Raw genomic sequence first — 14,096 nt, 5'->3', positions numbered from 1 at the left:
GCCCCTTATAATCTCCGAAAAAATAACGGAGGTTATAATGAGCAACCAAACTTTCTTAGACGGCATGAGCGAAATTTTTCATATGACAGACTCTAACAACTTGAAAAATATCTTATTACATGGCTTGCAAAATCACTACAACTCCTACAGGCAAGTAGATATTAGCAACCAAGAGGTTAATGCAAAACGCGAAAAGGTTGAGCACATATATGGACATAAAATTCACGACTATGTCCCATTTTATTTTAATCCTCGCAATGCTATGCTTTATAAAAATAGAAACAATGCCCGTGTTATCATTTTAGGATTTGATGTTCGTGTTATCAAAGATCACCAAGGTGATTTTTTGATATCAAATCGCAATGCGTCTGCAGATGAGGCCAAATTTAGTAAATATTTGCCAGACTTGCAAAATACAAATTTCATAAATTTCAATGAGGTTTTTTCTCAAAGATGGTGCAATAATGGCATTAGATATGATGATATCAAACAAAAAATGATGGCAGAAATTTTGATCAATGATGTAGTTTATAGTCGCTACATGCGCTCTATATATGTTAAAGATCAAGTTAGCAAAAAAGCTATCGAAGAGCAACTAGCTGGTGATCTTAAAATGTATAATATCAACGTCATAGTTGATCCAGCTAAATTTTTCTAAGGATAAAAAATGGTAACTCTAAAAAATGGAAATATATTTAACACCAAAGCAGGCACTATCGTAAATACAATTAACTGCGTAGGCGTCATGGGTGCTGGTATAGCCTATGAGTTTAGACTTCGCTATCCTGAGATGTTTGCGCGATATGTCGAGCTTTGTAGTGAGGATAATCCAAATAAAATAGATATAGGCAAGCTATGGCTATATAAAGCAAGCGATGGACGACAAGTGTTAAATTTCCCTACCAAAAAGCACTGGAGAGATCCATCAAAAATGAGCTACATCAAAGCTGGCCTTGAAAAATTTGCAAATACCTATGCGAGCAAAAATATCGATAGTGTCGCATTTCCGCTTCTTGGCGCTGCAAATGGCGGACTTAATAAAGACGAAGTTATAAATTTGATGATGAAATTTTTAGAGCCTTTAAATATAGAGTGCGAAATTTGGGAATTTGATGAAAATGCAAGTGATGATTTGTATGATGACTTTGCACTAAATTTTGATATCAACGAGCTAAAAAGGCAAACCAAAGTCCTAGGTGTAAAAAATATAAGATTTCAAGCTATCAAAGATGCGATAGATAGCGGACTATATCACTCGCTAAGCTCTTTACTAAAAGCTCCCGGCATAGGTGATAAGTCCCTTGAGGCATGTTTTAGACTGGTTAAAAGCATGCCTCAAAGGCTATTTTAGAGTAAATTTTTACCTTCTTCTATCTTTTTTATGATCTTTTGTTTTAGCTCCACTGGGGCTAAAATTTTAACGTATCCCAAAAATTCCATTATGAAAAACTCTATCTCCTTAAGGTCCGTAAAATGATAGCTAACTACGATCGCCCCGTCTGGCTTTCGCTCTATTATCTTTTGTGAGCTAAAAAAGTTTTTTCTCTCAAACAAAAAGGCCTTTTTTGGGCTGATCTCAAGCCGTACTTCTATAAGTGAGCTTCTCCACTCATGAGAAAAGACCGCAAATGGTGTCTGGATGTTTTTTATAAAATCATCTATGTTATAGTCGTGATTAAACGTTTCGCCCTTGATAACCTCTAAATTTACTATCCCAGCTATCCTAAAAAGTGAAAAATCATACTCGTTGTTGCTATTTGCCAGATACAAATTTTCGTTGATTAGCAAAATTTTATATGGTTTCACTTCTTTAAATTTCTTGCTATCAGACCTATTTGTCGGGGTATATTCTATCGCAAGTTTTTTGCGGTAGCGTATCGCATCTTCTAGCGTTTTGATGACGCTTTTATCTAGCTCTGTCTCGATCGGACTTGTGATAAAGTCATAAACGCCCAAAGACTCGTTTATAGCTTGAGATATAGCCGTTTTCTTGCTGGTTTCGTTAAATTTTTGAGAGTTTTTGGCAAGCATCGTGTAGATTATCTTTAGGACATTTCTCTTTCTCTCATCGAGCAAATCATCAAGTAAATTTGTATTGATAGCCTGGTAGCAGCCAGGATCTGTTCGCTTTATCTCTATCTCACCAAATACACTTTTTATAGCATCAAAGTCTCGTCTTATTGTTTTATAGTTTAGCCTTGGGGTCTCATCTTTTTCATTTACCCAGAGCTCGTCTTGTGCAGTGTCGATTATCTCGCCACGATTTAGCTTTTTAAGTAGCCATAGTATCCTGGTTTGGGCGTCCATTACTTTATCCTTTATATTCTCTAAAGTTTTTTATGAATTATACACAATATGTCCATACACTCTTTTATAATTCTCCCAACAAAACAAAATAATTCAATACAAAGGGGCCAAAATGGCAAAAGGTTATTCACGTTCTTATTCTTCATCATCTTCAAGCAGGTCTTACTCATCTGCTCGCGCTCACCAAAAGGTGGGTCAAAGCTTTGGTGGCTACACCAAAGTCCAAACCACTAAGGGTACATTTCGCATGAAGCCAACTTCTAAATAGTTGGCCCATGCAGCCATGAAGCAAAATTCATGGCTCGTTTTCGTAGCTTTTATTTATCTACGCAAATCACAAAAACCTATCTTTATTGTAGTTTTTCATAAATCTAAGTCAATCTGTTCTTACTTAAATTTATCCAATAAACGCATATAAGCACCACTCATTTATTTTTACAAATAACAATATAAGCCACTACCTACACTTTACCAAATTTCATTAGTCCCCTTGATCGGGTCAAATTTGTTTAAATAGGTGAGATAGTTGAGGCATACTGCAAATATTTCCAGTTTCAATCCCCTTGATCGGGTCGAATTTGTTTAAATGTGAACGTCGAAGTATACCCTGGTATATTTACTCACGAGTTTCAATCCCCTAGATCGGGTCAAATTTGTTTAAATTAAACGTAGCACCAATACTATCTTATCCATTTGAGTTTCAATCCCCTAAATCGGGTCAAATTTGTTTAAATAAGAAAATTGACAGACTGGGAACGTCTGCAATCTAGTTTCAATCCCCTTGTTCGGGTCAAATTTGTTTAAATTTTAAAAAGGATTAAGAATGAGAACATCAGTAAAATTGTTTCAATCCCCTTGATCGGGTCAAATTTGTTTAAATAGTCCGTAATATTAGTGATGTGTCATATTATGACATGGTTTCAATCCCCTTGATCGGGTCAAATTTGTTTAAATCGAATTTTATGAGAGAGAGATTCCATCCAGAGTTGTTTCAATCCCCTTGATCGGGTCAAATTTGTTTAAATTTGATTAACGATGTCTACTGGTGCTATGCTCCAGCTTTGTTTCAATCCCCTAGATCGGGTCAAATTTGTTTAAATTAAACGTAGCACCAATACTATCTTATCCATTTGAGTTTCAATCCCCTTGATCGGGTCAAATTTGTTTAAATCCTAGCACTCTAGCTGAGGTAACATTAGCATCTTTAAGGTTTCAATCCCCTTGATCGGGTCAAATTTGTTTAAATGGGGTAAAACCTATGAGTCTAAAGATATTCGTCTTGTTTCAATCCCCTTGATCGGGTCAAATTTGTTTAAATATGGCTTAGGTTTCAGTATTGAGAGACCTATCTATGGTGTTTCAATCCCCTTGATCGGGTCAAATTTGTTTAAATTTGGAGAAAAAGAGGTTAAAGAATTCGATCTAGAATTCTAGTTTCAATCCCCTTGATCGGGTCAAATTTGTTTAAATGTAAAACTAGGGGATATAATTTCCCTTGAGCGTTATAACGTTTCAATCCCCTTGATCGGGTCAAATTTGTTTAAATATGTTCTTGAGATTGAGGTTCAAGATACATCAGCTAAAGGGTGTTTCAATCCCCTTGATCGGGTCAAATTTGTTTAAATTTGAAGGAGCTAAGAAGCTTGCAGCTTCAGGACATGAGAACGTTTCAATCCCCTTGATCGGGTCAAATTTGTTTAAATCTTTGGCGGTAGCTACACATTCGTTAGCACCACTAACGTTTCAATCCCCTTGATCGGGTCAAATTTGTTTAAATACTTAATGTCCAAGGACAACCGGATTTTTTGGTGGAACATGTTTCGTTTCAATCCCCTTGATCGGGTCAAATTTGTTTAAATATATTGGGCATTTTATCCAAGCTATTTAGAGGCTCAAAAGTTTCAATCCCCTTGATCGGGTCAAATTTGTTTAAATATGATGTCGCAAATTGGGGCATCGAATATTATTATGTTTCAATCCCCTTGATCGGGTCAAATTTGTTTAAATAGCCTAAAAGACTATTTTTGCAAAGGAAAAATTAGCAAAATTATTTAAGAAACTGGCTTTAAAGATACCTAAAAATTCGCGAAAAGCTCAAAAAAGTTCGCAAATGTATGGGTATTTAAAAATACTAACTCCATAAAATTAACAATAATAAGTGAAAGAACCCATAAAATTAGGCATTTGTCATCTTAAAAAAGTTCGCAAGTCTCTTTTAAAAATTTCAAATTTTATAGGTTTGCGAACTTTAAGCGGTATATAAGTTTCGCAAGGTCCTAAAATAGGCTATCCTAAACTTAGCCATAACTAAAAGTTCGCAAATGTATGAGAGATATTTTGAAAAAACTAGATTTGCGAACCTATTTCGCGAGATTTTAGCCAAAAAGGGTCAAATTTCAGCTAAAAAAGTTCGCAAATCAAAAATCCAATAGAAATTTAAGAACGACATAAGCTAGACAAAGAGCTCTTGCATCTCAAAGATGCCTGATTTATCGCATAGCTCAAAGCTTTTGCCTACGCAGTTTTCGCATAGTCGGTAAAATCTCAAGCTATCTGTTTTGACGTTTAGCAATGCTTTGGCGGATTTTATCAGTTTTTTGAGCTTGGTTTCGTTTAGCTCGCACTCAAAGACGCTAAAATTTACGCGGTAGCCGATGCCTTCAAGGATATCTGAGAGTTTTTTGCGATTTTTATCGCTTTGTATGTCGTAGGCTATTACAAATTTCATTAGAATTTTCCCACAAAAGGTCTATAACTTTTGCTCTCGCCGTTTATGAAGCGAGCTAGGTCGTAGCACTCTTGCATGATTATGTTTTCACATTTGCATGACTGCTTTTTCCACATAGTGTAGCTGCCGAGTTTTTCTTTCATGTTTTGCGCTATGAGCTTTTTAGAAGCGTCGGTGAGAAGCCCCTCTTTGTTTAGTGAGATGGGCTCATCTTTGTTTAGCATCGAGACTATGACCCTATCTACCATAAATGTTCTAAACTGCTCTATCATGTCAAAGACTAAGGTTGGCTTCGTGCTATCAAGCGCATGCAAAAACGAGATATGTAGGCTAAGACCTGCTAGATATAGGCACTCTTGAACCTTGGAGTAGAGTATGGCGTAGGCGTAGTTTAGTGAGGAATTTACGATGTCTTTGGCGCCAAATGTTATGCGCTTTTCAAATTCTAGTGGTAGTATGCTCTTTATGCCGTCCCAGTAGATAGCAGCAGCCGAGCCCTCAAAGCCCATGAGCTCGTTTGTGTTTTTGACGTATTTTAGCTTTCTTTCTAAGATGTTTTCTAGTTTTAGGATATTTGGAGTTAGAAATTTATGGTATTTGTTTAGGTATTTTAGATAGTTGGTTTGGTTTCTTATCTTTGCCTCGATAAAAGAGGTGGCGAGATATAGCTGGGCTGGCGTGTTTAGGAGCATGGCTTGTTTGTGTGCAGTCTGTGTGGAGGTGCTGTTGTAGGCTAGCAAGGTAGCGTATGGGACGTAGTGCTTGTCTATAAAGTCGATATGGATCTTTTCTCTTGCGCAGCGCCATATCACTGCAGAAGATAGTGAGATATACTCGCTATCAACGATGATGCGAGAAATTTTAGAGATGGGAAATTCTTTGTAAATTTTGCCGTATTGCTTTATAGTAAATTTATTTTTGCTAAGGCCTAGAAAGACGCCTATTTGATTTATATGGAGTGTTGAGTCGGAGGCGATCTTGGTGGCGTAGAAATTTCTCTTTTGGTTTATCTTGCGGGGCTCGTTTTCGTAGCTTTTTTGAGATAGGTATTTGTCGTAGCCTTTTGTTATGGCTAGGGTTATCTTGTCTTTTATCTCGTTTTGACCAAACAATACTCCAAAGTCGATCTTTTCAAGATAGAGGGCAAACTCTTTTTTTGAATTTATACTTTTGTTTTGCTTGTATAGGGCGATCTTTTGGGCTAAAGAGTCTATGAGGTGCTCTTTTATCTGCGTTATCTGCGGTGAGTTTAGTGGTATGATCTTTAGATAGTAGTTTTTAAGCGTAAGCAAGATGGCGTTTATCTCGTCGATATAGTCTATGAAATTTGACTTTTCTTTGCTTGCGGAGTGTAAATTTGAGATGATCTTTTGAATTTTGTCGTTATCTACGCAGCGGTTTTTACCAAAGAAGCGAACGCCCAAGAAGACAAAACCGTCGTTTACGTTTACGACTTTGGTTTTTTCTTTGTTGAGAGATAAATTTAGTAGTTTTAAAAAGTCATCTAGCTTTTGCTCAAATTCGGTCGCTTCGTCTTGTTCTGCAAAGCATACGATAAAGTCATCTGCGTATCTGACAAATTTATCCGTAGTCTTGCTTATAAACCTATCCATGAGATCAAGATAGATGTTTGATAGCATTGGAGATAGTATATCGCCTTGGTTTACGCCGATTTTATGCTCTTTAAAATCGCGCTTTAAAAATCCGCCGGTTTTTAAAAAGAGTGAGATAAGGTTTATGATCTTTGTGTCTTTTATGTGTTTTTGCAAAATTTGTAGTAGCTTGGAGTGATTTACCGACTCGAAAAAGTCTTTTACGTCGGCTTTTAGTATCCAGCAGTCATTTTCGTTTATGAAGCTGCTGGTTCTATTTATGGCTTTGTAGGTGGATTTGTGTGGGCGGTAAGCGTAGGAATTTGATAAAAACGTCTCGTCGAAGTATGGACTAAGCTCTGAGTATAGGACTTTTTGAACTAGTTTGTCTTTTATAGAGGATATGCCTATGGGTCTTACGCCATTGCGATTTTCTTTTGGGATGTTGATCTTTCTTAGCGGCTCTGGCGTGTAGGTGCCATTTAATAGTGATCGTATGAGATGATCTGCGTTTTCGTCAAATTTCTTTTTAAAATCAGCATATGAGATCTCGTCTAAACCCAAAGAATTTGCAGAAATTTCGTCAAATGCGGAGCTTAAAGCATCTTTTGTAAATATGTGTTCTAGATTTTTAGTAAACATTTTGAATTTACCTTTTAAGTGTGGTATGGGTCGCTATATCCCCTGGAGCGGGTCAAATTTGTTTAAATATCTTAAGAGCGTGTGGGCGATAAACCCATTTAAGTTTCAATCCCCTTGATCGGGTCAAATTTGTTTAAATTCATTGAACTACATACCTTCAAACAGAGGCTACTACAATGTAGTGTTTCAATCCCCTAAATCGGGTCAAATTTAACAATGATAAGTAAAAGAACCTATCTTAAATATCTTTAAAATCACGAATTTTCTAAATTTTAGCCAAAAAGATGGAAATTTAAACTAAAAACAAGAGTGATGAAGGTATGCACAAATATATAAAAAATAATAATTTTTAAATAAAAATCTAAAAAATATAAACATTTGCCTTTAAATTATATATAATAAGATAATTTTAAAATTGAGCATTGAAGTGAATAATGAAACTAATATGATTTTAACCTTTTCTAGCGATATAAGGGCAGCAAAAGATAGTCTTGGCGTGCTGATAAAACTACCAGAGCTTAATAAATTTATCCCCAAACTTAAAATAAATAGAAAAAATGCTCTAAAAAAGAGCATGGTGGGCACGGTTTTAGACTATGTGAAGATAAGGAGTTTAGATGAGGTATGCCGAGCTTAGAGTGAAATTTGAGCCGTCACAAAAGCTGCCATTTTTTATCGGCTCGCAGGTGCGAGGAGCCTTTGGGTATGCGCTAAAAAGCGTAAGCTGTATAAATCACGCCCATAAGTGCGACGAGTGCTTTGCAAATGAGAGTTGTTTATACTACGACTTTTATGAGAAGAAAAATAGCTATCATAGATATAGACTAGACTTTGAGTTAGGGGCTAAAGTGTATGACTTTGGCATAGTTTTGCTAGAAAGTGCGTGCGAAAAACTACCATATATCGCCTCTGCAGCATATATGATGTTAAAGAGATATGGTCTTGGCAAAGATAGGCTTAGGTATGAGAAATTTGATATGTTTGTAAATGGTGAGGCGTGTATGGCGGAGAATAAAATAAGCCTGCCTAAAGAGTATATAAGAGAATTTAGCTTTGATGGTGACGTGGGCGATGTCAGGGTCAAATTTATAACTCCGCTTAGGATAAAAAAAGATAATGTTTTTTTAAAAAATGACAATATAAGTCTAAAAGAGATACTAAACTCCATTTACCAAAGAAGGCTTGGCCTCTTTGGAAAAGCTCACGAGGCGCTAGAGTGCGAGATAAGGGGTGAGATAACCAAAAAAGACCTAAAATACGTGGAGCTAACTAGGCGTAGCAATAGACAAAACACTACTATGAATTTTGGCGGCTTGATGGGGTCTTTAGAGATGAGGGACGTTAGCAAAGAGTGTATGGAGCTACTAAAGCTAGGCGAGATAATAGGCGTAGGCAAGCAGACTGTTTTTGGACTAGGAAAAATAAAAACGGAGGATATGAATGAGCAAATTTAGCAGTTATTTTAATGATGAGTTTGTCTCTTTGGAGCAAGGATCTAAGAGTATAGATGAGATATTACAAGATAAGATGTTTTTAATAGGTGGAGACTTTTACGGGATACAAAAATTTATATTTGACAACCTAGGCTCAAAAAACGCAGCTAAGGTGCTAAGAGCAAAGTCTGCATTCTGCGAGCTTTTTATGATGGTCCTGGCTAAATTTATCTGCCAAAAACTGGCCATAGATGAAAAATGTATCTTATCGTGCACGGCTGGTAAATTTGAGATACTATCCTCTAAATTTGATGAAGCTGCTTTTAAAGAGATAAAAGGCGTTATAAATGCTTATTTTATAAAAAATTTCTTTGGCGTTAGCGGTGTTAGCCTATCTTGCGTGGAGTGCGAAAGGGCTGACTTTACGGAGCCTAAGCGATATAAAGAGCTAAGGGACAAGATCAGCAAGGCTGTGGAGCTAGAGAAATTTAAAAAGCTAAATTTAAAAGAGCAAGAACCAGTGCTTTCATACGACAATGGCATAACAAATCAAACTCTTTGCAGGATTTGCAATATAAGAAAGATAGCTCACGACAAAGATAAATGCGAAATTTGTGCTGCCTTTGTACGTCTTGGTGAAAAGCTAGCTGGCGATAGTAGGAAGATAAATAGCAAAGATATAGGCATAGACTTTATGGATGTGGATCTTGAGATAAGTGAAAATATAAGATCATACGTTGCTAAAAATGCGGGTAGCATAGTGGATTTTGAAGATCTGGCTAAAAAATCGCGCGGAGATAATGCGATCGCTGTAATAAAAGCTGACGTGGATAATATGGGAAATTTCATAAAACATAGCGATGTTACGCAAAACTTTGCAAATTTTGACACATTTTCAAAGGGGATAAATAATTTTTTCTCTTTATATGTGCCAAGAAAGATGAAAGAGAAATTTGAAAATAGCTACACGGTCTTTGCAGGAGGAGATGATCTGCTGATAGTTGGTAGCTACGATCAGATGATAGAGCTTGCTGTTTTTGTAAGGCAAGAGTTTATGAAATTTATAAAGACAAAGGATCTAAGCATTTCTTTTGGCATCGTTTTAGCAAAACCATCTACGCCTATAAGCTTTCTGGCGCAGACTAGTGAAAAGTGGCTGGAGAGCTCAAAAGAGATGAGTGGAAAAGATGCGATCACTATCTTTGGAGAGACTGCTAAGTGGGATAGCTATCTAAATGTCAGAAGTCAAATTTTAGATGAATTTACTAAATTTAATATAGACAATACAGCGTTTTTATATAGGCTACTTGAGCTTTGCAAGATGAGCAAAAAAGTATGCGAGGATGTGAAAAATACGATGTGGAAGTCAAAGCTAAGCTATAGCTTTACTAGAAATATGCAAAGTGGTGGTGAGATGAACGAGCTACTTCTTATGCTAAATAATGTGATAGAAAACAATCCAAAGGAGAGCAAGATGGCTATTTGTGAATACATATATAAAAGGAGAGAACGATGAGTGGATACAATAGAAGTGGCGGTGGCAACTATAATGCCGGCAATAAACCGCAAGCTGACTTTTTACCGCCGATAGTTTTGGACTACAAGAAAAATCCAAATTTGTTTGACGAAACAGCAAAGAGCGTCGCTGATCTAGTCTCTGCTAGAACAAAAGCTACTCAGATAAGAGCATTTTATGACTATATAATCGAGCTAGAGCAAAAGTCAAATAGTGAAGACTTCAGCGAAGTTTTGCCATTTGTAAAGATGCTAAATTCAAAAGCGGCTTACTCTAAGTCAAGAAAATGCTCAAGTGATGAATTTGTCGAGATGATAAATAAATGTGTAGCTCAGGTAAAGACAAAAGATGATCTAAGGGTATTTAAACTCTTTTTTGAGGCCGTTATAGGCTTTGCTAAAAAATAAGGAGAGAATATGAAAATTTTAACTTTAAAGGGACAAATAGAGCTTTTAAGCGGACTTCATATAGGTGGCGGCGATGATACTATGAAGATAGGTGGCATAGACTCGCAGGTGATAAAAGATATAAACACAAGTAAGCCTTACATCCCTGGAAGCTCGCTAAAAGGTAAAATGAGAAGCTTGCTAGAGTGGAATAATAGGCTGGTTGGATATGGTGAAGGAGAAGTATTTAACTCTAAAGTTTTAGAAAAAGTACCAGAGCCAGATAAAAAAGCGGCACAAAATTTACTAAAAATTTTTGGCGATAAAGAGAATAAATTTGGCATTACTAGGATAAGCGTTGGGGATTGTTTGTTGTCTAGCGAGAGTGAAGGGCTAAAACTAAGCGAAGCAAAATATGAAAACGTGATCAACAGAGAAAGTGGAACTGCCGAGCATCCTCGCCAGATCGAGCGTGTGCCAGCTGGAGTAAAATTTGACCTTGTTATTAGACTAAAAGTTTTTGATGAAAAAGAGCCTTATAATGACAACGAAAACGAGCTAAAAGAGATGGTTGAGAGCGGACTTAAGCTATTACAAAACGACTATCTAGGCGGTAGCGGCTCAAGAGGTTACGGAAGGGTTGAATTTACAAATTTAAGGTGGGAATAATGACACTTTATAAAACTACCATAACACCCAAGTCAAATTTCACAACGCCGCTAAAGGGTGATACTTTGTTTGGACAAATTTGCTGGGCGATCAGATATAGGCTTGGAGAAGATAGGCTAAATGAGCTACTAAGCGACTATGACAAAAAGCCATTTTTGATAGTATCTGATGGCTTTGCTGGTGGATATCTTCCAAAGCCTAGCATGCCAAGTCATCTTTTGGGCGAAAATTTGGAGCTAAAAAAAGAAAATAGAAAGAAAATTTGGCTTAGCATGGAGGATTTGCAAAGCGGAAATTTCAAAAACGCTAAAACAAGTGGCGAGGCTGGCTATGAACTAACAAAGAATGCAACGATCAAAAACTCCATAAACTACCATACGTTTACGACCGATCAGAGCGGTAAATTTGCGCCTTATGCTTTAATGGAGATGAAATTTAGCAAGCAAGATATCTACTTTTTGCTAGATGATAAATTTAAACTTGACGAACTAGAAAAAGTGCTTGAAGTTGTATCTAAAAGTGGATATGGCAAGAGAGCTAGCATAGGCAAAGGAGCGTTTGAGTACAGAGCGTTTGAGAAGGTGTCTGTAAAAAAGAACTCAAATGCCTTTATGACGCTTAGTCCAGTCGTGATAGATGATGAAAATTTAAAAGAATTTTACTATGAGCCATTTACTAGATTTGGCAAACATGGTGGAGGGCTTGCAAGCACAAATCCTTTTAAAAGCCCACTCCTAATGGCAGATAGCGGTAGCGTGGTGATATATGATGAAATTTGCGAAAAAGAGTATATAGGAAAAGCTATAAGCGGACACTCTACAAACGCAAACACAGTGCACCAAGGATATAGCATACTAATAGCTACGGAGATAAAAAATGCACAATGAAACTAAAAACTATAAGATCAAACTAAACCCTATAAGCCCTATACATATAGGTACTGGAGAGGCCTATGAGCCTATGAACTACGTCATAGATAGAGGCGCGGATGATAAATACTATATGTATGTTTTTGATGAATTTGAGTTTTTTAAAAAACTTGACGATAAGTCTAAAGATGAATTTATGAAAATAGCCTCAGACACTACTAGTGATGGCATATTGAAGCTGCAAAAATTTATAAAAGAGAAGAGTTCTTTGGCAAAAAAGGTCTCTTACTACAAAATGCAGGCACTAAAAAACATCGCAGAAGACTATAATGACAAAATAGGCAAGGTAGTTCAAAGAGAAGGTGGTGGTAAAAAAGTCATAAACCAACTAGTGGTCGAAAAGACACTTATATCTCCAAATTTAAAAAAAGCCATAATCCCAGGAAGCTCACTAAAAGGCGCTATAGCTACAGCTTTTGGTGAAATGCTTTATAAAAAGAGTAAAAGCTATGATACAAAAGAGTATTTTGGTGATTTTCTAGTGGCTGATAGTGAGGTGATAGAGTCACATACTTTTGCTTCTGTTGCTACAAATATAAAAAGAAATAGGGCCTCAAGAGACCAAAATGCAAGTCAAGGCATACCAGTAAGATATGAGGCAATAAATTCAAAAAGCGAATTTAAAACAACATTTACGATAAAAAATAATAAATTTGGCATAGACGAGCTAATAAAAGCTTGCAACTCTCACTATATGCCGATATTTGCCTCTCAGTTTAGCTATGAAACGGATGAATTTACACGCGAAGGACTATCTGATAAATTTATTGAGAAATACGAGCATTTAAAACTTACGGATAATCAATTTTTATTGAGAGTTGGAAAGCATAGTGGCGCAAGAGCCGTTACGGTAGATGGCGCGAGAAGGATAAAAATAATGAGAGGCAGGGGAAAACCATCTATCCAAGAGGAGGAGACCACAGCTTGGCTTATCAATAAACAGCCGTTTGGATGGCTACTTTGTGAAATTTTAGAAGAGGATTGATCTTTTAAAAACAATGCAACCTAGTTTTTAATGCAGTTGGAACTAAAAAATTTTTGAGTAGAGTTATATCTACTTTCTCAAAAAGAGTTAAACCATAGCGATGAAAATTTGATAGATATTTTAAGTGATGATATAGACCATCGATAAGCTCAGAGAAACAAAATATCTCTGATTTGGTCTATATTTTAACAACGCTCTAAAAAGGCTCATAAAGATACCTAAAAATTTTTGCCACTGGCACAGACGTGCTGGCACATCTGCTGCAATTTTCATCAGTGCAAGATTTTGAAAAGTCTTCATGCAAAGGTGTTATTACACTGAAGACAGAGCTGTAAAACTAGATGATGATATGTTTGCTTTGCCATGGTTTTATGGATTAGAGACAGCTAAGAAGATGCAATGCTAATAATTTGGCTTCTATAACAGCTCATAATAGTCTACCTCTCCAAACTATCATATCCTGACTTCACATTTTGCTCTTTGGCTTCTACTATATTTGATGGTTGTTTTGTTTGCTCTATCCCAAAATCTTTATCAAGTCCTTGATCGTATAGCTCTTGCTTTGTTATTTTTAGTGAGCCAAACGATATATGATCATTTGCTAGAGAGATCTTATCTGTTTTATAACGCTCCTTTAGCTTATTAAAACCTTGCATATCTTGCCAATCTTTCATATAGGTTTTTATATTATAAATTAAGCATTTATAGTTAATTCTAACTATGTCTGGCAGGTATTTTTTAAAGCTTTCAGTTCTATTTATAAAAGCTAAGTAGTATCTATTTATATCTAAATGGCCATCGATAGCTTTTACGAAGCCTTCATATTCATTTTGTTTAAGTCCTAGCTTTTTAATGACGTCATCATTTAAAAGCCTAGTTTTTATCTTTTTAGCTGCTTCATAAAATTTA

The 14,096-nt window shown here is 36.2% G+C and carries 12 protein-coding genes, 1 pseudogene and 1 CRISPR repeat array; of the genes and pseudogenes, 9 read left to right on the top strand and 4 right to left on the bottom strand.

Annotated features, from left to right (window positions below; all coding sequences use genetic code 11):
- Positions 1-37 precede the first annotated feature (37 nt).
- Both CYP05_RS02705 and CYP05_RS02700 read left to right on the top strand, forming a co-directional pair.
- Positions 38-658 (top strand): DUF4433 domain-containing protein, encoded by a 621-nt coding sequence (locus tag CYP05_RS02705; RefSeq protein WP_181001155.1) that lies wholly within the window; start codon positions 38-40, stop codon positions 656-658.
- A gap of 9 nt (positions 659-667) precedes the next feature.
- Entirely contained in the window at positions 668-1,351 is a 684-nt protein-coding gene (locus CYP05_RS02700; RefSeq protein WP_103641912.1) for a macro domain-containing protein, read from the top strand.
- Here CYP05_RS02700 and CYP05_RS02695 read toward each other — a convergent pair.
- The 3 genes from CYP05_RS02695 to cas1 all read right to left on the bottom strand — a co-directional run bounded on the left by CYP05_RS02695 (position 1,348) and on the right by cas1 (position 7,269).
- Positions 1,348-2,307: a helix-turn-helix transcriptional regulator gene (locus tag CYP05_RS02695; RefSeq protein WP_103641911.1), complete on the bottom strand. Its 960-nt coding sequence runs from the start codon at positions 2,305-2,307 to the stop codon at positions 1,348-1,350. The two genes, CYP05_RS02700 and CYP05_RS02695, sit on opposite strands and share 4 nt — an antisense overlap.
- A 478-nt stretch (positions 2,308-2,785) precedes the next feature.
- A CRISPR array of direct repeats spans positions 2,786-4,314; the repeat unit is 37 nt; unit sequence GTTTCAATCCCCTTGATCGGGTCAAATTTGTTTAAAT.
- 445 nt (positions 4,315-4,759) lie between these two features.
- Positions 4,760-5,035, bottom strand: a complete 276-nt coding sequence (cas2, locus tag CYP05_RS02690; protein WP_103641910.1) for a CRISPR-associated endonuclease Cas2 — start codon at positions 5,033-5,035, stop codon at positions 4,760-4,762.
- Entirely contained in the window at positions 5,035-7,269 is a 2,235-nt protein-coding gene (gene cas1 / locus CYP05_RS02685) for a CRISPR-associated endonuclease Cas1 (protein WP_103641909.1), read from the bottom strand. Before cas1 ends, cas2 begins: the two co-directional genes overlap by 1 nt.
- Before the next feature lie 427 nt (positions 7,270-7,696).
- Here cas1 and CYP05_RS02680 point away from each other — a divergent pair, with 427 nt between their 5' ends.
- From CYP05_RS02680 to CYP05_RS02650, 7 genes are read left to right on the top strand one after another with little or no spacing between them, the layout of a single operon-like run.
- Positions 7,697-7,906 (top strand): hypothetical protein, encoded by a 210-nt coding sequence (locus tag CYP05_RS02680; protein WP_141090267.1) that lies wholly within the window; start codon positions 7,697-7,699, stop codon positions 7,904-7,906.
- Positions 7,887-8,723 carry a CRISPR system precrRNA processing endoribonuclease RAMP protein Cas6 gene (gene cas6 / locus CYP05_RS02675; RefSeq protein WP_103641907.1) on the top strand — a complete coding sequence of 279 codons (837 nt, stop codon included), beginning with the start codon at positions 7,887-7,889 and terminating at the stop codon, positions 8,721-8,723. Before CYP05_RS02680 ends, cas6 begins: the two co-directional genes overlap by 20 nt.
- Positions 8,710-10,218: a type III-A CRISPR-associated protein Cas10/Csm1 gene (gene cas10, locus CYP05_RS02670; RefSeq protein ID WP_103641906.1), complete on the top strand. Its 1,509-nt coding sequence runs from the start codon at positions 8,710-8,712 to the stop codon at positions 10,216-10,218. The genes cas6 and cas10 overlap by 14 nt, the downstream gene beginning before the upstream one ends.
- On the top strand, positions 10,215-10,625 hold the full coding sequence (gene csm2 / locus CYP05_RS02665; RefSeq protein ID WP_103641905.1) for a type III-A CRISPR-associated protein Csm2: 411 nt from the start codon (positions 10,215-10,217) through the stop codon (positions 10,623-10,625). Before cas10 ends, csm2 begins: the two co-directional genes overlap by 4 nt.
- 9 nt (positions 10,626-10,634) lie before the next feature.
- Positions 10,635-11,273 carry a type III-A CRISPR-associated RAMP protein Csm3 gene (gene csm3 / locus CYP05_RS02660; RefSeq protein WP_103641904.1) on the top strand — a complete coding sequence of 213 codons (639 nt, stop codon included), beginning with the start codon at positions 10,635-10,637 and terminating at the stop codon, positions 11,271-11,273.
- A complete protein-coding gene (gene csm4, locus CYP05_RS02655; protein ID WP_103641903.1) occupies positions 11,273-12,160 on the top strand; it encodes a type III-A CRISPR-associated RAMP protein Csm4 in 888 nt (295 codons plus the stop codon). The genes csm3 and csm4 overlap by 1 nt, the downstream gene beginning before the upstream one ends.
- Positions 12,150-13,187, top strand: coding sequence for an RAMP superfamily CRISPR-associated protein (locus CYP05_RS02650; protein ID WP_103641902.1), 1,038 nt, complete (start codon positions 12,150-12,152; stop codon positions 13,185-13,187). The genes csm4 and CYP05_RS02650 overlap by 11 nt, the downstream gene beginning before the upstream one ends.
- Positions 13,188-13,624: 437 nt before the next feature.
- On the opposite strand, the pseudogene CYP05_RS02645 reads toward CYP05_RS02650, so the two are convergent.
- A pseudogene (locus CYP05_RS02645) lies at positions 13,625-14,096 on the bottom strand (aminotransferase); the annotation flags it as partial.

The organism is Campylobacter concisus, from assembly GCF_002913545.1.
Lineage (GTDB): Bacteria > Campylobacterota > Campylobacteria > Campylobacterales > Campylobacteraceae > Campylobacter_A > Campylobacter_A concisus_AV.
The sequence above is the reverse complement of the archived record's forward strand: the minus strand, read 5'-3'. Positions and strand labels throughout refer to the sequence as shown.